Raw genomic sequence first — 18,990 nt, forward strand, 5'->3', positions numbered from 1 at the left:
AAATTCAATCATGATGTGATTTTCCAAAATTCGCATAACCCATCGATGCACAGTTCCGCAAAATCATAAAACTAGCTGGAATCAACCGCCCGCACCACACATGACCAAGCCTTCCGATACCCAATTTTTAAGGGTCATCGCATTTACCTCAGTGATGTCAGCGGTAAACCGATGGTTGGAGTCGTTATACATCCATCGATTATTATATAAACGATAGATAGGTATGGTGTCTACCGGGCAGGTATTATTGACTGGCAATTTTACGTAAAACGCGATTCCCTCATATGTCCAGCCGGGATCATTCTTTACCTGGCTGCACTCGCCCGGGTCTGCGGTATAAAAATGTGAGTTTGGCCCCTTTCCCGGTGTTCCATAAAACCTGCACACTGGCACCGCCCCTTCAGAAGCCTGCCTCCATGCTAGAAAATATCCCTTGGTATCGCGCCAGCCAGCCCCTGCCCCACCTGACAGCACTGAGAATGATTCAGACCTTGATCCAGTGCGAAAATAGTGATTGAGGTCAACATTGTAGTATTCATAAACGAGAGAAAAAGGCTTAAAAGCATTCACTACTTGTAACGTTGAATAGGCATCCAGCACGCCCCACCCGCAAAGTGGGTAGCTTGTTGTGCATTTCGAATCGGATGGAAAAGCGCGGCTGCCATAGATCATGCTAAGTATTAGCAATTCTGGGGCAATTTGGGAATCCAGCGCCAAGGCAAGAGAGGCCACACCAGAAACATGGGGTGCTGCCATGCTGGTTCCTTGTTCGTAATCTACTGCCCCTGATTCAGGAACTGTTTTACCAGAATTCACTGTTGATAAAATCCCTGCCCAGATGCCATAAGATGCTATATCTCCCCCCGGCGCAGATATGTCCACTTTATATTCAGAGCTATAGTTGCTATAGCTCGCTCGATACCCATAAGGTCCGACCGCGCCCACCGTTGTTACTCCAGCGCACGACGCCGGCACATAATTGGCTGCGTCACTGTCACTATTGCCAGCGGCAACAATAATCAATGCCCCCTTGGCCTTGATTTGATTGATTGCTTCTGGATATACGGTACCGCTACATCCGCCCGGGCTGAATCCCCCAAGGCTCATGTTGATTATCTGCGCCGGGTGAGGGTTAGTCGGCACGCCTGGAACCGCAATTCCCGCTGCCCACAACATGCCATCGATAATGTCAGACCTATCTCCGCCACATTTTCCTAGAACACGGACGGGAAGAATTCGGGTCATCCAATTAATCCCGGCGATACCGGCGGAATTGTTTCCGGTAGAGGCAATAATCCCGGTAACGTGCGTGCCGTGCCACGAACTACTTTCTGCTGTCGATCCGGGCCCACATTCTCCAGCCTGAGTCCAATCTCCTGGGTCAAGTGCGTTGTTATCCCGACCATCTCCATCATTGGAGCTTAGGGGGTCTGAAATGAAGTCGTATCCGGGAAGAAGCCTGGGGGCAAACTCAGAGTTGGGCCTTACCCCAGTGTCGACCACCGCTACTACAGTGTCCAATAATCCTACTGTGATATCCCATGCTCGACCGAGATCAGCAGATCCTGGAAATGCCGCACTACTTTTAAGATTCCATTGGTCAGGTGCATAGGTATCATTAGGGATCATGGAATGATGTACGCGAGTATCAGCTTCCACGCTCTCAACGTTAACGGATTGCCTGACGCGGTTCACAATGATTTCTGCTTCTGCCCAGGTCAGGGGCTTCGAAAAACGGAAAACAAACCGGTCTAACGACATGGCGCGGTTAAACTCCAAAGGGATTCCAGATAATCGACATATTTCTTCAATTAACTCTTGAGGTGGCGGTAAATTATTACGTGAAAGAAGTTTTGCTTCCATGGAACGGAAGCTCACAATAAGACCGGTAACCTGCACATTATTGAGAACGCTATTGTCAATATTCTTGGCATCATTCGACAATGCTTTTTCAAGCTGAGGAGCAGGTGAGGCTGCCTTCATTCTTTCTGTCAGGGAATTTTCAATTCCAGACTGGTTCAGTATCTTATCGACCCCTCTAATTTCTACATCTACCAAATCAGCAGCTGATAAATTTCCGACAAATGCAACTGCAACTAGTAAACCCAAAATACACATGGTGATTTGGAGGAAGTTAATCTTCATGTTTTGTCCTTCTCATATTTTTTGAGCCATCCATACCAGGACAAAAGCTCCTGTTTTAGCGGTCTTGCTGGAATGAAATAATAAAACAATCGGTGATTTCTCAATGGTGCCCTTCCGTTGTTGTTATTCGAGTTAATGCCACGCAGGATCATGCGCGATGAATAAACATAAGACAAGTATGCGTAACAGAAAAGAAGCAGATTAGCTGTCTCATGTGCTTACTGGTGGTGCGTTCCAGTAAAACCATTACCGTTCGCTGTAAGCTTGTCGAACCGCTAGTTCCGCGCCAATACCGGCCTTCGACAAGTTCAGTCCGAACGGATTATTTGTACTTGTTTTAACGGAACGATCTACTAGTTGGGAGATTATGAAATTAATAAACGAAATTGGTACGAAATTGGGTAGAGTAGAGAACAGTCTCTCGCCTGCCCTCCCTCATCAAACCGTGCATGCAGTTTTCCCGCACACGGCTTTCCGATGTTCTTCATATCAAGGCATGCGCCGATTTCCAGCCCGCTGTTGTCGGAACTTTGTATAACCCATAGTGCGTATATAGCTGTTGACTCGGGAAACGGCCGATGCCGATTCCACGATCCTTGACCTTGTGCCGTTTCATCAGGTGCGTGCGCAAGCGTTCTTCCGCATGCGTCTTCACCTTGTCCAGTACCTTGCTGGAATTCTTGTAATGAAAGTAGTTCGTCCACCCGCGAAGGGTGGCGTTCATGCTTCCAGCAATATGTTCCAGTGGTATCGGTGTACGTTCACGACTGGTCATTTGCGTTATACGCTCCTTGATTTTTGCAAGCGATTTAGCAGCCGGGCATATATGCGTGTAGCGTTTGCCCGACCTCCGACTCTTGCTCATCCTTATTTCAAAACCCAGGAAGATAAAGCTTTCCTGCCGTGCATCAACGATGTGGGTCTTGCTCTCGTTAAGCGTGAGATCAAGCCGATCCAGCACATGTCGTACCGCTGCCAGTGGCGCATCTGTTTTGCCTCTGCACAGCACCACGAAGTCATCCGCATAGCGGACGATGTGTGCTTGCAGTTTTCTGCGCAGTTGATGCTTGTCCCAGATCCGGTCAAGCAGGTGCAGGTAGCAGTTTGCTAGCAGCGGGGAAATGACGCCGCCTTGCGGCGTCCCTTTGCTGTTGGCCTTACCGCCGACCACATTTTTCCTGGTGCCGTCCTTGTCCTCTCCAATGACCGGCGCTTTGAGCCATAGCTTGATTACGTGCAGTATCGCACTGTCAACTACGCGCTCGGCTTCGATGGCCAGCAGTTTGGTGTGGGGAATGCTGTCGAAATATTTCGACAGGTCGGCATCGATGACGTTGGTGTAGCCTTGATGAAGGGCGTTCGCTATGTCATCTACCGCTTGATGGGCGGATTTCTTTGGCCTGAATCCATAGGAAGTCGGGTTGAAATCCGCTTCAAATATCGGTTTGATGATGAGCTTAACCGCCATCCGGGCTACGCGGTCGCGGATCGTCGGTATCCCGAGCGGTCGCTGACTGCCGTCCGCTTTTGGAATCATGACGCGCCGCAGTAGTGAAAAACACCCAGTCAGGCATTATTGATTTGCTGGCTTGGGTTGCCAACCAAAACGTTTCCCCAGAAGAATTACATATCGTCATGGAAGCCACCGGTATCTATCACGAACAAGCTGCCATGGCGCTCGCGGATGCTGGCGTGATGGATGGTATCCATCATCAATCCGGCGCAGGTTAAAGATTTTGGCCGTGGGCTAGCCGTGCGCACCAAGACCGATAGCGTGGACAGCGTTGTGCTGGCCCGATATGGCGCATTACTCAAACCCAAAGCTTGGGTGCCGCCCCGTCAGGAAGCACGGGTACTGCAAGCGATATTAGTATGCCGTGAAGCCATTGCCCAAGATTTACAACGCGAGCGCAATCGCCAGGAGAAAGCCGTTGCCACAGACACGCCAGCGCTGATTCATAAATCACTTGAAGATAGCATTGGGTTCTGGTCAAGCAGTTAGCCCAGCTGCAAAAGGATATTGACGAACACATCGACAAGCATTCGAATCTTCAGAAAGATAGGGCATTGCTCCAGAGTATTCCAGCAATTGGCCCGCAGGTGGGGAGCAATATACTCTCTGTGAACAACCATGATTTCGGTTCGGCGGAACAGTTGGCGGCTTATCTGGGACTCGTTCCGGTGGAACTGCAATCGGGTAGTTCTGTGCTGGGACGCACGAGAATGTCCAAGGCCGGCCCCGTCAGAATACGTGCCGTATTATATATGGCTGCTGTCGTGGGGACACGTTGCAACCCACACGTCAAAGCTGTCTATGAACGCCTGCTTGCCCGAGTCAAGTCCAAGATGTCCTCCCTCGGTGCCGCAATGCGCAAGCTGGTGCATTTATGCTTTGGCGTACTCAAAACTCAACAGCCGTATCAACACGATTATCTGAAAAATGCTTGACTTTAAAGACGGTATCTACCGCGCTATTGAAGCATATAATGCGATGTAGTAGACTTCTTATCTGAACCGAAATATCGAGTGGGTCACAGTGGCCCGGGAAACCGGCCCCGAATACGATGCAGAAGAAAGGTGGGCAATCATGAGCAAGCGCTTCCAAAATTGGGCTGAGACGTGGATCGAGGATAACATCCTTCATGGCGGTAATCCCGACATCGAGAACTACGATGCGCGGGCAAGACGGCTGATGGATGAAATGTACGCCGCGGCGGCTGCGGCCAACTTCTCAGACTTAGAGACCGCGGAGGAGCGGAAGCACCTTGCACCCCTGGTTTTGGCGAAGGTCTCGGACGACACCGAATTTGACTACGATACATTTACGCTCAAGTATCTACTGGCAAGTGAGTTTGAAGACGGCGACTGAGCCCCGCCTGTCCGACTTACTCACACTGGCTCATCAACACATTCAGGATGGTCCATGGAAAACTTGGAATCAAGTGGGGTCTTGACTCCATTTTTTCACTCATTCCTGTACCTATAGTCTTTACCATCCTATTCTCTCATTTGAACACTTCCAAACTAATTTCACGCGAGACATAACCTACCGTGCTTGACTACTTGACTAACCCCGTTCGTTTCGTGATGTTGGGCTTCATTTCATTCAGCCCAAACTACCGCGCTAGCTAGTATTGAATTTCATCCACCTGGAACATATAAGATCGAAAATAGGATACCACGGCTTGAAACGCAGTTCCGCTTGTGCGCAGGGTTATGCGACCTACTCATTGAGCCCCTCTGGCTTGCTCTTACGGTGTCGGCAATTGAGAAATTGGAAGCTCGATTTGTGGATTCTTGCGGTCCTCGTACTCTGTACTGTGCCAATGCACATGCAATTCGACTTCGAGCCACTCTGTAACTTGAAGACAACATTCGTAGGACTCAAGGAAATATTGGATGTCTGCGGGCAAGGCCATGCCGGACTTGACGCGTGTATGTGACCCCGCCTTTCGCATATAAACATCATTGGCAATACCGCTGTTGTGAACGAAGATGTCTCGCGTGGCTTTGATTTCCATGTAGCGATGAAATGCCGGGCACTCAAGAAGATTCACCGACAATAGTTGCTGCATTGATTCGGAGAATTCAGCGGGAGACTTGTACGCAAGCTCGTTCAAGAATGCATCAGTAGCTCGAATGTGAACCTCCTCAAGAGAAGTTGATTCAAGCACGGTTTGAAGTGGAACACTGCGCTTGCCACCAAGTTTCTGTGGGTAGCGCATTACTACAGCGCGAACAACATCGCTTAGCATGGTTTCAATGAGCGTTACTAATTGCACCAATGCATTGATACTGAGTTGGTGAAAGGCTAAAAACTGGTACTTTGAAAGCAGTTGTTCTTTACGGTATATCCGAGTGCTTGAGATGGCTGTCTTGTTTGGGTTGTAGCCGACCGGGAATGTAACTTCGATTTCCTCGTTCTCCATGTCTTGCATGCTCCGAGCCGCGATATCGAACGCACCATAGGTAAGTTGAGCAAGTTCGCCCTGATCGTACATCGCGTGTTTCGCCGCCAGCAGAATTTGATTTAGCTGGTTACCAAGGTTAAGGGTAGTCATAAATTAAAAGAGCTCTCTATCTGACCAGTTAAGGCAAATGCGCGATTGATGTAAAGCTCAGGGGATCATAGCGTTGCGATCAAATATATCGAACCATGTGCCTCTGCTACTGACGGCAAGCGACCAGTATTTTCAGCAGATGTTTCAAATGCGACACATAACTATGCCTTGCTATAAATATTCGTCCCCTGCTTCACGAATTCCACCGCTTTTTGTTCCATTCCTTTTTGCAGAGCAGTTTGTTCGTCTACGCCTTGACTGGCGGCATAGTCTCGTACTTCCTGCGAAATTTTCATCGAACAAAAATGAGGCCCGCACATGGAGCAGAAGTGCGCGACCTTGGCGGAATCCTTGGGTAGCGTTTCGTCATGAAATTCGCGTGCCTTGTCGGGGTCAAGGCCAAGATTGAACTGATCTTCCCAGCGGAATTCAAAGCGTGCCTTGGACAGCGCGTTATCGCGAATCTGTGCGCCGGGATGGCCCTTGGCGAGATCGGCGGCATGCGCTGCGAGCTTATAGGTGATGACGCCTTCTTTGACATCAGCTTTATTCGGCAAGCCGAGGTGTTCCTTGGGTGTCACGTAGCACAGCATTGCAGTGCCGTACCAGCCGATCATTGCTGCTCCGATACCGGAGGTAATGTGGTCGTAGCCCGGCGCAATGTCGGTAGTGAGCGGCCCCAGTGTGTAGAACGGCGCTTCATGGCATTGTTCCAGTTGCAGCTCCATGTTCTCTTTGATCAGGTGCATGGGCACATGACCGGGGCCTTCAATCATCACTTGTACATCATGTTTCCACGCAATTTGGGTTAGTTCACCGAGCGTTTTCAATTCGCCCAGTTGCGCTTCGTCATTGGCATCAAAGATCGAGCCGGGACGCAGGCCATCGCCGAGACTGAAGCTGACGTCATAAGCCTTCATGATCTCGCAGATGTCTTCGAAATGTTCATACAGGAACGATTCTTTATGATGGGCCAAACACCATTTTGCCATGATTGAACCGCCGCGCGATACGATGCCAGTCATGCGGTTGGCCGTTAATGGAACGTAGCGCAACAACACTCCGGCATGAATCGTAAAGTAATCGACGCCCTGTTCGGCTTGCTCAATCAGCGTGTCGCGGTAGATCTCCCAAGTAAGATCTTCGGCTTTGCCGTTGACTTTCTCCAGTGCCTGGTAAATTGGCACCGTGCCGATCGGCACCGGTGAATTGCGAATGATCCATTCACGCGTCTCGTGGATATGCTTGCCGGTGGAGAGATCCATCACGTTGTCGGCACCCCAGCGAATCGCCCAAGTCAGCTTTTCAACTTCTTCGCCGATGCTGGAAGTGACGGCCGAGTTGCCGATATTGGCGTTTATTTTTACCAGGAAATTGCGGCCGATAATCATCGGCTCGACTTCGGGATGATTAATATTGGCGGGGATAATGGCGCGACCACGGGCAATTTCATCGCGTACGAACTCGGGCGTAATTTCGGCCGGAATGCTGGCACCGAAAGACTGGCCGGGATGCTGGCGGCCCATTAAATGGGCCAATTTATTTCCCAGCGGGCCGGAGGCCTTTAATTCTTCGAGATACTCTTTGCGACGCATATTTTCGCGGATTGCGACAAATTCCATCTCCGGCGTGATGATGCCCAAGCGAGCGTAGTGCATTTGTGTAACGTTAGCGCCCACTTTCGCGCGGCGAGGTTTGCGGCGCAGGTTGAAACGTAATTCGGCCAGCTCGGGATCATTCAGACGTGCGGTGCCATATTGCGACGTCGGGCCGGATAATTCATCGGTGTCGCTACGCTCAACAATCCACGGCGTGCGTGGTGTCGGCAGACCGGAACGGATGTCTATATTGGCGGCCGGGTCGGTGTAGGGGCCGGAGCAGTCATACACATATATCGGCGGATTTTTTTCCGCAGTCATACTTGCTGGCGTGTCAGATTGCGAAATTTCGCGCATCGGCACTTGAATGTCGGGGCGTGACCCCGCAACATAAATTTTGCGCGAATTCGGTAAAGGCTGCACTGCCGCTTCGTCAACGTGGGCAGCTTGGCTTAAAAACTTTGGATGGGCATTCATGGTGGGTTGCTCCAAAAAAGCAAGGAGCATCATAGTAACAACTGACGCTTCCCTACGACGGCATTATCCGTACAGGTTCAAAGGGTATCTCTCACCTCGTCGCATTGATGACGAGGACCCCTACGCAAGCAAACAAATTACTGTAAATGAGATGGGAAAGCAAGCATGTACTATTTCCGATACCGAAAGGGTCGTAAGTGGGGATGTCGTTAACAGTTCATGCAACAAGCTGGGCGATCAACGCCACGTCGGCGACACCGGTCATCGGCAGGCCATGAGTAGACTGGTATTTTTTAATGAGTTGCTGTGAGGTTTGACCGAATATTCCATCCGCATTAATGTCCACGCCGCGATCCGACAGTCCAAGCTGGAGAAGGCGTACATCCAGCCCGCGTTGCAGAGGCGATTGCAGAGCCAATGAACGCGTCCCAGGCTGCGGGCCATCGTAACAGCCGCGCGGAGTGGCTGAAAGCGTTACGCTAGAAATTTCTTGACCGCGTACAACCAGCGGTAGCTCTAGCCCCCAGTAACCCTGATCAATCAGGCGCTGGAAGGTATCCATGCGATAGACGGTGGCGCGTAAGTCGGCACGAGTATTTTCAGCCAGCCAAGCGCGGCGGATGGCTATGTAAGCGGCAATCCATTTCTGCTCGCTGGCGCTGGTGATATCGCCGACCTGTTGTGTGGTGCGGTTGCGCATTAATTTCCATGAGCCGTGTACGAAACTGTCGTATACCACCGCCACCCCAAGCGGACTAGTGATCTTTAGGAGCTCCGCAGAATGAGCGGCAGGCTGCCAATAGGTCTCGTCGAAAAAGGTATCCTGCGTATCGCGCATAACGTTGTCGTCAGCACTGGTACGTAGCAGGTTATGCAGTTTGAATTCCTTATCCAGCTTAAGGTCGCGTGCCGCAAAACGCGGCAGATATGATGCTAAACGGGTGCCGAAGCGGGCACCCGAGTTCGCACAATAGCGCTGCATTAACTCATTTAGGTTACCTGAGCCCAGTGTGGTCTGCGACCGGCCGAAGGTGAGATGTCCTGTGTCACCAGCAATCAATGTCACTTGGCCGTAATCACCCAGTACCTCGCCGGTCTCGAAGATATTTACGAGGGCCTCGGCGGTTTTCTTTTGGGTTGCTGTCAACATAACCGTAACTCCGCAATTTTTGAGTTGAGTCCTACTATCGCTACCGGTACTGAATACATCACCTAAACTTACACATCAAATGCCACATCCCCTTCATCCACCATGTCTCCCACATTGATATTCTTGAAGTCAAACAGCTTGCTGTCCATCAGGTGTGAGGGTTTAACGTTCTGCATGGCGGTGAAAATGGACTGGCTGCGACCGGGGTACTGACGCTCCCACGCAGTCAACATTTCCTTGATGTTCTGGCGTTGCAGGTTTTCCTGTGCGCCGCACAAATTGCACGGGATGATGGGGTATTTCATGGTGCGGGCAAAACTGGCAATGTCTTTCTCGGCGCAATAAGCCAGGGGACGAATCACCACGTGGTCGCCCTTGTCCGTAACCAGCTTTGGTGGCATAGCCTTGAGTTTGCCGCCGAAAAATATATTCAGAAACAGTGTCTCTATCATGTCGTCGCGGTGATGGCCCAATGCGATCTTGTTCGCACCCAACTCTCCGGCCACGCGATAGATGATGCCGCGACGTAAACGCGAGCAGAGTGAGCAGGTGGTTTTGCCTTCTGGAATTTTTTCCTTGACTATGGAATAGGTGTCCTGAGTTTCAATGCGATACTCGATGCCAATGGATTTGAAATAGTCCGGCAGTATATGCTCCGGAAAACCCGGCTGCTTCTGATCCAGATTCATCGCGATAAGGCGAAAATTAATCGGCGCGCGTTTTTGCAGCGTACGCAAAATCTCCAGCAGAGTATAAGAATCCTTGCCACCAGACATGCACACCATTATGGTGTCGCCTTCCTCGATCATGTTGAAGTCGCCGATAGCGCGGCCAACATGCTGTTCCAGTCGTCCGCGCAGGCGGTTAAAGTTACTGGAGTGATGCTCAAAATGGATGGGTTGTGTAATGGCGTTCATATTGTTCGTTCAAAGGTTAATACTGCGTCCGCCATCCACCGCAATAATTTGTCCGGTGATGTAGGGCGCATCGTTTAATAAAAATTTCACGGTACGGGCAATGTCGTCGGGCTCACCTTCACGCTTGAGCAAGGTGTGTGCGATGATCTGCCTCCGCCGCGCCTCATCGCTCCATTCTGCACTTTCAGGCCACACAATGACACCGGGGGCAATAGCATTGACGCGCACCTGTGGGGCCATTTCCTGCGCCAGCGCGCGCGTGAGCGCCGACAGCCCGCCCTTTGCTATGCTATACAAGAGATGGCCGTGCATTGGCCGTTCGGCATGAATGTCGACAATGTTGACAATGGCGCCGTGGTTGTGGCGCAACTCCTTTTCTGCCGCTTGTGCGAGCAGCAGCGGGGCTTTCAGGTTGGTGCCGATGAGGTCGTTCCAGTTTTGATCGTTAACATCGCCCAGTGACGTTGCGAAAAAACTGGAGGCATTGTTAACCAGCGCGTCCAGCCGACCAAAGTGACTGATGGTTTCCTCTACCAGCCGGAACAGAGCTTGCGGGTCCAGCAGGTCGGCCTGTATGTGCAGCACAGAGCCGGGACGCTCGGCTTGCAACTCGGATTGCAGAGCCAATGCATCCTGCGCAGAAGAACGGTAGTGCAGCGCGATGTCCGCCCCCGCTGCGTGCAGCTTGCGGCAGATCGCTGCACCCACGCGTTTTGCGCCACCCGTCACTAATACCACTTTACCTTGCATGGTGCTCTCCACTAAACTTACGGCTTGTAATTTAACACATCCCCATCGCTCAATCATGCCCTCACTGCCCTTGCCATCCCCCGAAGCTCAGGCGCACAGCGATCAACTGCGTGATCTGATTCATCAGGACATCGTGCGGCAAGGAGGGTGGATCCCATTTTCGCGTTTCATGGAGTTGGCGTTATATGCGCCGGGAATGGGCTATTACAGTGCCGGGGCACGCAAGTTCGGCGCAGCCGGGGATTTTGTCACCGCGCCGGAAATTTCTTCGTTATTTGGTCGAACATTGGCGCGACAATTAGTTGAAATTATGGCGCAAAGCACCCCGCATATTCTCGAACTCGGCGCGGGTAGCGGCAAGCTGGCTGTTGATATATTGAGCGAGCTGGAACGGCAGAATAGTCTGCCCGAGCGTTATGACATCCTGGAAGTCAGCGCCGACTTGCGCGAGCGGCAGCAAGCGTTGCTGCAAGCGCGCTTGCCCCATTTAATGGACCGCGTGTATTGGCTGGATGCGCCGCCAGACAGCATTTCTGGAGTGCTTGTCGCCAACGAAGTGCTAGATGCGCTGCCAGTGCATCTAGTGCGTTGGACTGATGCGAATATTGTTGAACGCGGCGTGGCGAGCGAGGGAGAGAACTTTGTATGGCAGGAACGTCTGCCGGCAAGCTCAATGTTGCTGGAGATTGCCCAACAGATCAAGGTGCCTGATGACACTCTCAGTGACGTGTCGCTTGCCGTACGTGGCTTGGTCAGCAGCCTGAGCGAGCGCTTGCATCAAGGTGTGCTGCTATTCATTGACTATGGTTTTGGCGCGCGCGAGTATTACCATCCGCAGCGCACACAAGGCACTCTCATGTGCCACTACCGTCATCATGCACATGATGATCCGTTTTTCCTGCCCGGCTTGCAGGACATTACCGCGCATGTAGATTTCACCGCCGTAGCGGAAGCAGCCATTGATGCAGGATTGCACCTGTATGGTTATACAACGCAAGCCTATTTCCTGATTAACGGCGGAATTACTGACTTACTGGCAGAGACCGATTCTGAAAATATTCGCGACTACCTTCCACTTTCTGCACAACTGCAAAAGCTGACTAGCCCTGCTGAGATGGGTGAGTTGTTTAAAATAATTGCTCTGGGCAAGGGAGTGAATTTGCCTTTATGTGGATTTGTGTCAGGGGATAAGTCACGGTTATTATAAAAATATTTTTATTAGATCGACACGTCAGCTGGATGTCGGGCTACCAGCCAACGGGAGAAGGATCCGTCTTAAATTTTCGGAGCCCTCATGTTTTATCAAACACTCTGACTTTGGATCTATACTGCATCTAAATAATTCTTGTAAGGCACAATGATGAAGCCACATTACCTGTTAATTTTTTTGTGTGCTGGTTATATCAGCTGGGCACAGGCGGAAATATATAAAAAAGTCGATGCTGATGGGCATGTGACTTATTCCAGTACACCTACAAAAGGCTCCAAAAAAATTGATCTGGGACCACTGACTATCGTGCCGTCTCCTGCGCGTGCACACAATAACGTTACACCTTCCGCTTCTCTTAAGGTAGATTCGGCTACACAGAAAAACCGCGATAACTTGCGTCGCAAGATACTTGAAGAAGAATTATCAACAGAACAGAAGCTGGTCGAAGAAGCTCGCCAGAACCTGATAAATGGAAAAGGACAACCGGAAATTCTCAAGGACAAAGACGGTAATAACTATCGAAATGCGGCCAAATATGAAGAAAATATAAAAGCCTTGCAGGGGCAGGTAACACTACACGAGAAGAATGTCGAAGCGCTTAGGACTGAACTGCTCAAACTCAAGTAATTATCGTGTACTTTTTGGATAAATTTGCTGAAAAATTCATATTCTGGCTCTGATTGCAAGACCGAGAATTTTTTGGAGTGCTGGTTCAGCATAACGGACATCTTACTTCTTGGTCGCTGACTTTTTCGGAGCGGCAGGCTTTTTCGGAGTAACTGACTTTTTTGGAGCAGCTGGTTTTTTTGGAGCAGCGGATTTTTTCGGAGTAGCAGGCTTTTTCTTGGCTGCGGCTTTCTTCAGAGACGGCCCTTTTGCAACACGTTCTGCCAGCAACGCCAAACCTTCTTGCAATGTTATTTCTTCCGGGGATACGTCTTTAGGCAGAGTGGCGTTAACCTTCCCATGTCTTACGTATGGTCCATAGCGGCCATTGCAGACCTCCACCGGCTTTTGATCATCCGGATGAACGCCCAGTTCCCGTAACACAGTATTGGAAGTTCTTGCCTCCGCTAATAGTTCTACTGCGCGTTCCAATTGTATGGTGAAAACACTGTCGCCCTTAGGAATGGATTTAAATTTCCCATCATGCCCGACATAAGGGCCGAAGCGTCCAATGTTGACGATAATTTTTTTGCCGCTTTCGGGGTGGAGTCCCAATTCCTTGGGAAGTTGCAGCAACTTTGTGGCAGCGGCAAGGTCTGCATCGTCTGGAGGTAATTCCTTCGGCCAGGAAATGCGCTTCGGTTTTGTTTTGGCACCTGCCTCTACTTCACCGAGTTGTATGTAATAGCCATAAGGGCCGCGCAACAATAACACCGGCAGACCACTGACTGGATCGCTTCCCAGTTCCTTGCGCGCTTCCCCGGTATCAGCTTCAGCTGTGAGGTTGCGTGTGTAGTCGCACTCCGGGTAGGCTGTGCAGCCAATAAAGTTACCGCGTTTGCCCAAACGGGTAGCTAAAGGCTTGCCGCACTTGGGGCAGGCTTCGTCGATTAGTTCTTGTGTTACATCTTTACGCTCGATGTTCTTTTTATCTTGTATAAGCGCAGCGAAGGGATGCCAGAAATCGTTCAATACCGGAATCCAGTCGCGCTTTCCATCGGAAATCTCATCCAGCTCATCCTCCATTTGCGCAGTAAATCCGTAATCGACATAGCGCGTAAAATGTTCGGTGAGGAAACGGATAACAACACGTCCGACATCGGTCGGCTTGAATCGTTTTTTGTCCAGCATTGCATATTCACGAGCCTGTAGCGTGGAAATGATACTGGCATAAGTTGATGGACGCCCGATGCCATGCTCTTCTAAAGTTTTTACTAAACTAGCTTCGGAAAATCGCGGTGGCGGCTGGGTAAAATGCTGCTCACCATACAGCTTGTCAAGAGGAATGGTCTCCCCCTCTTCCAGAGGCGGCAATTTTTTGTTTTCTTCTTCTTCGCTGTCATCCGTGCTTTCTTGATAGACGGCGATAAAGCCAGGAAATATGAGAGTTTGGCCGCTGGCACGAAACAGGGTGTCGTCCCCGCCGAGGCGGATATCAAGGCTGACTGTATCGAAACGCGCGGGGGCCATTTGACATGCGAGAGTACGCTTCCAGATCATTTCATAGAGCCGCGCTTGATCAATAGTGAGAAATTCCCGCATGCTCTCCGGGGTGCGAGTAATCGAGGTCGGCCGTATTGCTTCGTGAGCCTCCTGCGCATTCTTGGCTTTGCTTTTGTAGATCGGTGCAGTTTTAGGCAAATAGTCCGGTGCAAATTGTGCAGCGATATAACTACGTATTTCCTGCAGGGCTTCCTGTGCCAGCGTGACGGAATCGGTACGCATATAACTGATCAGTCCTACAGTTTGACCGCCGATGTCGATACCTTCATAAAGCTGTTGGGCGATACGCATAGTGCGGTCAGTGGACATGCCTAGTTTTCGCGCTGCCTCCTGCTGCAGCGTGGAAGTAGTAAACGGAGCAGCAGCATGGCGCTGCTTGGCTTTCTTCTCCACACGCACCACACGCGGCGGTAACTTGGCCGCACTGATGTTGTCAAAAATTTTCTGATATTCCGTCTCGCTGGCTATACCCAGTTGCTCAAGTTTTTTCCCTTGATATTGAAACAGTTTGGCGGTAAATGGTTGACTATTCTTCTGGCTGTCGAGATGCACAGTCCAATATTCCTGCGAGCGAAATGCCTCGATTTCTAATTCTCGTTCTACGATCAGTCTCAGCGCCGGGCTTTGCACGCGTCCGGCAGAAAGACCGGGGCGAATTTTGCGCCATAGCAGCGGCGAAAGGTTGAAACCCACCAGGTAATCCAGCGCACGCCGCGCCTGTTGCGCATTGACCAAGGGAATGGAAATTTCACGCGGATGGGCCACCGCTTCGCGCACCGCAGACTGGGTGATTTCGTAGAATACTACGCGTTGCATGGATTTATTTTTCAAATTACGCTTGCTTTTGAGCAGCTCAGCAACATGCCAGGCAATAGCTTCCCCTTCACGATCCGGGTCAGGCGCCAGATAGATGTGGTCTGCCTGAGCGGCGGCTTTGGCGATGGCGTCTACATGTTTGCTGTTTCGCGCAATAATTTCATATTGCATGGCGAAATCATGTTCAGTATCGATCGCTCCCGATTTGGGTATTAGGTCGCGCACATGTCCATAGGTCGCCAGTATCTCAAAATCTTTACCCAGATATTTTTTCAGGGTGACGGCTTTGGCCGGGGATTCAACGATTAGTAGATTGCTCGCCATGGTAGTATTTTTTTAAATTTTAATGTTTAATGTAAGCGACTGGAATCGGCCGGAGTAAGCAGATCTTCGACTATTAAAGGGTCCAAGTCTTGACGTTGATTCCACAACACCATGAGAACGATGAGCTTGATTTTTTCCAGTGGCAAATTTTCACGGTTCAAAGCGACTGCGCGGTCGAGGATCATTTCCCGCTCCACGGGTGTAATTATCTTATTTTGTTCCCAAAATGTCAGGAAACAACGTACTTCAAAGCTAATGCGCTTGATTTCCAAGTCGGCATAAAAGCGTCCACTGCTATCATTAATGGTGGACGGATAGTTTGCTTTGTTTAACTGCTCCAGGCCAGACAACCAAGTCAGCGCCAGATGAATGTCCTCATCTTCGAATCCGGCGGCGGATAACTTGCGGGATAGCTTGTCGGAATTGGGATAGCGGCCAGCATGAAAATAACTTTCAAATAAAAACATTAAAATGTCAAACATAATGCCCCGATAAAAAATGATTGTAGGTAATTATTAAACTAGGCGTAATTAGACCAAGAGTAAGGGATTATGAATAGTTATAGTTTTTTATTTTCCTGGGGAAGATGTTGTTCCACCAGACCTGAACAATTACAATTTTAATTTATACGTTGGTAAAGCCCGCCTGGTAAAGTTGCGATGTTACCATCCAGCTCCAGTTGCAACAGGATGGCGGATAGCGCCCCAATCGTCAAGCCACTGCGCTGGCTCAAGCTGTCCATATCTACCGGATCGAAACCTAAATGCATTAATAAAGGGTGTTCTTCAAGCACGGAAGATTGCAGGGTCTTGCTGGCGGAGAAACGTCCCAGCTCCTCTAGAATGTCTTGCGCGCACTCTACCAGTTTAGCGCCCTGCTTGATCAAATGATGACATCCTTTTGTCTGTGGGGCGTGGATGGAACCGGGAATGGCGAAAACGTCACGCCCTTGTTCCAATGCCATACGGGCGGTAATCAGTGAGCCGCTTTGCAGAGAGGCTTCGACCACCAGACACCCTAAGCTAAGGCCGCTGATGATGCGATTGCGGCGCGGAAAATTTGCCGCTAGTGGCGGAGTTCCTAATGAAAACTCGGAAACCAATGCGCCTTCCTGTGCCAATCGGTGCGCCAGTTGGCGGTTGGCGGCAGGGTAAACTTTGTCCAGCCCAGTGCCAACTATGCCTATGCTGGAACCATACTCGCGCAACCCTCCGCGATGTGCTGCGGCATCTATGCCATGCGCCATGCCACTGACAATGCACAGCCCAGCAGCGCTCGCTGCCTGCGCAAAAGCCTCCGCATTGCTTAACCCTTGTGGGGTGGCATTACGGCTGCCAACGACGGCGAGCGCCGGGTGGTTAAGCAATTCGAGCCGTCCTTTTACATACAGCAGTAGTGGTGGATCGGAAATGTTAAGCAGAACCTGCGGATAGTCAGGGTCTGCCAGTGTGACAATATGGTTGTGCGGTTCAGCCAACCAACTGGCAATGGGCGCTAGCGTTTCTTCGTTCCAGCCTTGTGTGATGGTTGCAGCAATGACTGGCTGGACTACTTGCTGAAGAGTATGCGCTGGTGTGGCGAAGACTTGGGTGGGAGTACCGAAAGCTTGTAGCAGACGGCGCAAACCTTCATTGCCTAAACCCGGTATCTGGTTCAGGGCAAGCCATGACGCAAGCTCAGCGTCCATAGGTTGGGGAGTCAGGGCGTCAGCGCGCTATCCAACAATTGCACTGGCAGTCGGGTTCGCATCACCAGAGCGTAGGCTACTTTGTCAAAAGTGCGGAATACAAATAACAGACCGTAGCGCACATCCGGCAGAGTGAGGGTTTCCCCTTTTTCCTTTACCACATCTCCCTTGCGATATAGCGCCAATACATGACCATTTTCAAGGCCATCACGAAGCCCCTTGTTGAGGGTTACGATGGAATGTTGACCCGCTTGAGAAACGCCAGCATAAATAGAGATCACGCGTGCTGCAATCTGGCTGTCCGGGACGCGGGGTACATAGCTTCCGGCAAACTCACCGGAAGCTTGGATAAGTCGATCCCCTTTGTTAATTTCCTTAAGCGCCTTGATGATCTTAAGCGTGCTGATATCGGCGAATTTTTCGACCTCTGCATCACCCAAGTAAACTGCCTCATACCCCAATACTTCCTTGCTATCCGGGTCAAGCAGTGTTTTGCCCGGCTGGTAAATTTGCCACAGCAACCCCTGGTCTTTGGATAGGCCTTTAGCGTATGCAATATCTCCGGTGGCCAGAAGGACGCGTTTCTCTTGGGTGCCAACTATAGTTGGTGCGTTAGATAGCCCATTTTTCTCAATTATGAGCGGTCTGCTGAGGAAAGGTTCGATGGCACTAGCTGAAATACTGGGGATTGCGTTGTGTTCACTGCTTTGCACGTGTACCCGTGGAGAAAGTTTCACACTGTCAGATTTGCCTGCTTCGGCTGTTTCTTCGATCTTTTTAATCTTACCTACGTGCAGCGTACCGCTTGCACGATCCAAATGGACCACGTCACCGGGATAAATCCAGTGCGGATCTTTAATGGTATCTTTATTCAAACCCCAAATTTGTGGCCATTTCCATGGATCCTCGAAAAACTTGGCGGAGATGTCCCACAGCGTATCCCCTTTCACCACAATGTGACTATCCGGTGCATTGTGGTGAATTTTAACCGTATCAGCGAAGGCGAAGGTGGGCAATAAACAGCAAATCAGCGATATAATGATCTTTTGCATGGAAACTCCATTTTGCGTGGAAACCCAGTTTTTTTAGAAGCCAGGCTGAGAACAACAAGTATTGCACAATGTTCGTGCAATACGTTTTAAATTCTGCCCCTAGTTATTTAAATTAGCAAGCATTTATGGCAATTCTACAAATTTTGCAATATCCGGATGAGCGGTTACATACCGTAGCAGTACCAGTGCATGCGGTAACTGCTGCCACCCGCAAGCTTGTCTCTGATATGGCCGAAACAATGTACTCTGCGCCGGGAGTGGGTCTGGCCGCGACTCAGGTGAATGTACATCAACAGATCATTGTGATAGACATTTCTGAGACCCAGGATCAGTTGTTGGTGTTCGTTAATCCGGAAATTATTGCCAGTAGTGGTGAAAGCATGTGCGAGGAGGGCTGTTTGTCGGTTCCCGGGGTATATGAAAAAATACGCCGCGCCGAACATGTCACCGTGCGCGCACTAAATACGCAAGGTGAATCTTTCACGCTTGAAGCGGACGGGTTGCTGGCGATCTGTATTCAACATGAGATGGATCATCTTAAGGGCAAGGTGTTTGTTGAATATCTTTCGCCGCTCAAACAGTCCCGTCTCCGAGCCAAGCTTAAGAAGCATCGCCGTGAAACAATGTAGGCACC

At 50.4% G+C, this 18,990-nt stretch carries 18 protein-coding genes and 1 riboswitch; of the genes, 7 read left to right on the forward strand and 11 right to left on the reverse strand.

The window, feature by feature from the left end; translation table 11 throughout:
* Nucleotides 1-81: 81 nt before the first annotated feature.
* Nucleotides 82-2,145, reverse strand: a complete 2,064-nt coding sequence (locus MJ768_RS08245; RefSeq protein WP_239290217.1) for a S8 family serine peptidase — start codon at nt 2,143-2,145, stop codon at nt 82-84.
* Nucleotides 2,146-2,629: 484 nt separating this feature from the next.
* Complete coding sequence (gene ltrA, locus MJ768_RS08250; RefSeq protein ID WP_239290219.1) at nt 2,630-3,682, reverse strand: group II intron reverse transcriptase/maturase; 1,053 nt, start codon at nt 3,680-3,682, stop codon at nt 2,630-2,632.
* A gap of 14 nt (nt 3,683-3,696) precedes the next feature.
* On the opposite strand from ltrA, the gene MJ768_RS08255 reads away from it, so the two are divergent.
* The 4 genes from MJ768_RS08255 to MJ768_RS08270 all read left to right on the forward strand — a co-directional run bounded on the left by MJ768_RS08255 (nt 3,697) and on the right by MJ768_RS08270 (nt 5,014).
* Nucleotides 3,697-3,876 (forward strand): hypothetical protein, encoded by a 180-nt coding sequence (locus MJ768_RS08255; protein ID WP_239290221.1) that lies wholly within the window; start codon nt 3,697-3,699, stop codon nt 3,874-3,876.
* A complete protein-coding gene (locus MJ768_RS08260) occupies nt 3,845-4,147 on the forward strand; it encodes an IS110 family transposase (RefSeq protein ID WP_239290231.1) in 303 nt (100 codons plus the stop codon). The genes MJ768_RS08255 and MJ768_RS08260 overlap by 32 nt, the downstream gene beginning before the upstream one ends.
* Nucleotides 4,148-4,212: 65 nt before the next feature.
* On the forward strand, nt 4,213-4,593 hold the full coding sequence (locus MJ768_RS08265) for an IS110 family transposase (protein WP_256449843.1): 381 nt from the start codon (nt 4,213-4,215) through the stop codon (nt 4,591-4,593).
* A gap of 139 nt (nt 4,594-4,732) precedes the next feature.
* A complete protein-coding gene (locus tag MJ768_RS08270; RefSeq protein WP_239290241.1) occupies nt 4,733-5,014 on the forward strand; it encodes a DUF768 domain-containing protein in 282 nt (93 codons plus the stop codon).
* A 382-nt stretch (nt 5,015-5,396) separates the two neighbouring features.
* On the opposite strand, the gene MJ768_RS08275 is transcribed toward MJ768_RS08270, so the two are convergent.
* The 5 genes from MJ768_RS08275 to MJ768_RS08295 form a co-directional block, all read right to left on the reverse strand.
* Nucleotides 5,397-6,206 carry a hypothetical protein gene (locus MJ768_RS08275; protein WP_239290243.1) on the reverse strand — a complete coding sequence of 270 codons (810 nt, stop codon included), beginning with the start codon at nt 6,204-6,206 and terminating at the stop codon, nt 5,397-5,399.
* A 161-nt stretch (nt 6,207-6,367) separates the two neighbouring features.
* On the reverse strand, nt 6,368-8,281 hold the full coding sequence (gene thiC / locus MJ768_RS08280; protein WP_239290245.1) for a phosphomethylpyrimidine synthase ThiC: 1,914 nt from the start codon (nt 8,279-8,281) through the stop codon (nt 6,368-6,370).
* Nucleotides 8,282-8,312: 31 nt separating this feature from the next.
* Nucleotides 8,313-8,413: riboswitch (TPP riboswitch) on the reverse strand.
* A gap of 85 nt (nt 8,414-8,498) precedes the next feature.
* Entirely contained in the window at nt 8,499-9,431 is a 933-nt protein-coding gene (locus MJ768_RS08285; RefSeq protein WP_239290247.1) for a chitosanase, read from the reverse strand.
* 68 nt (nt 9,432-9,499) lie between these two features.
* Nucleotides 9,500-10,348: a tRNA 2-thiocytidine(32) synthetase TtcA gene (ttcA, locus tag MJ768_RS08290; protein WP_239290249.1), complete on the reverse strand. Its 849-nt coding sequence runs from the start codon at nt 10,346-10,348 to the stop codon at nt 9,500-9,502.
* Between the two features lie 9 nt (nt 10,349-10,357).
* The gene (locus MJ768_RS08295; RefSeq protein WP_239290251.1) at nt 10,358-11,098 is read right to left on the reverse strand and encodes a pteridine reductase; all 741 of its coding nucleotides are present in this window, start codon (nt 11,096-11,098) and stop codon (nt 10,358-10,360) included.
* A gap of 55 nt (nt 11,099-11,153) precedes the next feature.
* On the opposite strand from MJ768_RS08295, the gene MJ768_RS08300 reads away from it, so the two are divergent.
* Nucleotides 11,154-12,305 (forward strand): class I SAM-dependent methyltransferase, encoded by a 1,152-nt coding sequence (locus MJ768_RS08300; protein WP_239290253.1) that lies wholly within the window; start codon nt 11,154-11,156, stop codon nt 12,303-12,305.
* Between the two features lie 150 nt (nt 12,306-12,455).
* Nucleotides 12,456-12,935 (forward strand): DUF4124 domain-containing protein, encoded by a 480-nt coding sequence (locus MJ768_RS08305; protein WP_239290255.1) that lies wholly within the window; start codon nt 12,456-12,458, stop codon nt 12,933-12,935.
* 102 nt (nt 12,936-13,037) lie between these two features.
* On the opposite strand, the gene topA is transcribed toward MJ768_RS08305, so the two are convergent.
* From topA to MJ768_RS08325, 4 genes are all read right to left on the reverse strand, one after another.
* Nucleotides 13,038-15,617 carry a type I DNA topoisomerase gene (topA, locus tag MJ768_RS08310; protein WP_239290257.1) on the reverse strand — a complete coding sequence of 860 codons (2,580 nt, stop codon included), beginning with the start codon at nt 15,615-15,617 and terminating at the stop codon, nt 13,038-13,040.
* 26 nt (nt 15,618-15,643) lie between these two features.
* On the reverse strand, nt 15,644-16,099 hold the full coding sequence (locus MJ768_RS08315; RefSeq protein WP_239290259.1) for a DUF494 family protein: 456 nt from the start codon (nt 16,097-16,099) through the stop codon (nt 15,644-15,646).
* Between the two features lie 137 nt (nt 16,100-16,236).
* Nucleotides 16,237-17,304: a DNA-processing protein DprA gene (dprA, locus tag MJ768_RS08320; protein WP_239290272.1), complete on the reverse strand. Its 1,068-nt coding sequence runs from the start codon at nt 17,302-17,304 to the stop codon at nt 16,237-16,239.
* A gap of 11 nt (nt 17,305-17,315) precedes the next feature.
* Nucleotides 17,316-18,356: a LysM peptidoglycan-binding domain-containing protein gene (locus tag MJ768_RS08325; protein ID WP_239290282.1), complete on the reverse strand. Its 1,041-nt coding sequence runs from the start codon at nt 18,354-18,356 to the stop codon at nt 17,316-17,318.
* Nucleotides 18,357-18,481: 125 nt separating this feature from the next.
* Here MJ768_RS08325 and def point away from each other — a divergent pair, with 125 nt between their 5' ends.
* Nucleotides 18,482-18,985 carry a peptide deformylase gene (gene def / locus MJ768_RS08330; RefSeq protein ID WP_239290284.1) on the forward strand — a complete coding sequence of 168 codons (504 nt, stop codon included), beginning with the start codon at nt 18,482-18,484 and terminating at the stop codon, nt 18,983-18,985.
* The last annotated feature ends 5 nt before the right edge of the window (nt 18,986-18,990 follow it).

Origin of the sequence: Candidatus Nitrotoga sp. 1052 (genome assembly GCF_927312905.1) — a bacterium.
Classification (GTDB): Bacteria; Pseudomonadota; Gammaproteobacteria; order Burkholderiales; family Gallionellaceae; genus Nitrotoga.

Excerpts from the sequence above, each read along its gene's own strand:
- MJ768_RS08245 (WP_239290217.1), bottom strand. The coding sequence starts at position 2,145 with ATGAAGATTAACTTCCTCCAAATCACCATGTGTATTTTGGGTTTACTA.
- ltrA (WP_239290219.1), bottom strand. The coding sequence starts at position 3,682 with ATGATTCCAAAAGCGGACGGCAGTCAGCGACCGCTCGGGATACCGACG.
- MJ768_RS08260 (WP_239290231.1), top strand. The coding sequence starts at position 3,845 with ATGGTATCCATCATCAATCCGGCGCAGGTTAAAGATTTTGGCCGTGGG.
- MJ768_RS08270 (WP_239290241.1), top strand. The coding sequence starts at position 4,733 with ATGAGCAAGCGCTTCCAAAATTGGGCTGAGACGTGGATCGAGGATAAC.
- MJ768_RS08275 (WP_239290243.1), bottom strand. The coding sequence starts at position 6,206 with ATGACTACCCTTAACCTTGGTAACCAGCTAAATCAAATTCTGCTGGCG.
- thiC (WP_239290245.1), bottom strand. The coding sequence starts at position 8,281 with ATGAATGCCCATCCAAAGTTTTTAAGCCAAGCTGCCCACGTTGACGAA.
- MJ768_RS08285 (WP_239290247.1), bottom strand. The coding sequence starts at position 9,431 with ATGTTGACAGCAACCCAAAAGAAAACCGCCGAGGCCCTCGTAAATATC.
- ttcA (WP_239290249.1), bottom strand. The coding sequence starts at position 10,348 with ATGAACGCCATTACACAACCCATCCATTTTGAGCATCACTCCAGTAAC.
- MJ768_RS08295 (WP_239290251.1), bottom strand. The coding sequence starts at position 11,098 with ATGCAAGGTAAAGTGGTATTAGTGACGGGTGGCGCAAAACGCGTGGGT.
- MJ768_RS08300 (WP_239290253.1), top strand. The coding sequence starts at position 11,154 with ATGCCCTCACTGCCCTTGCCATCCCCCGAAGCTCAGGCGCACAGCGAT.
- MJ768_RS08305 (WP_239290255.1), top strand. The coding sequence starts at position 12,456 with ATGATGAAGCCACATTACCTGTTAATTTTTTTGTGTGCTGGTTATATC.
- topA (WP_239290257.1), bottom strand. The coding sequence starts at position 15,617 with ATGGCGAGCAATCTACTAATCGTTGAATCCCCGGCCAAAGCCGTCACC.
- MJ768_RS08315 (WP_239290259.1), bottom strand. The coding sequence starts at position 16,099 with ATGTTTGACATTTTAATGTTTTTATTTGAAAGTTATTTTCATGCTGGC.
- dprA (WP_239290272.1), bottom strand. The coding sequence starts at position 17,304 with ATGGACGCTGAGCTTGCGTCATGGCTTGCCCTGAACCAGATACCGGGT.
- MJ768_RS08325 (WP_239290282.1), bottom strand. The coding sequence starts at position 18,356 with ATGCAAAAGATCATTATATCGCTGATTTGCTGTTTATTGCCCACCTTC.
- def (WP_239290284.1), top strand. The coding sequence starts at position 18,482 with ATGGCAATTCTACAAATTTTGCAATATCCGGATGAGCGGTTACATACC.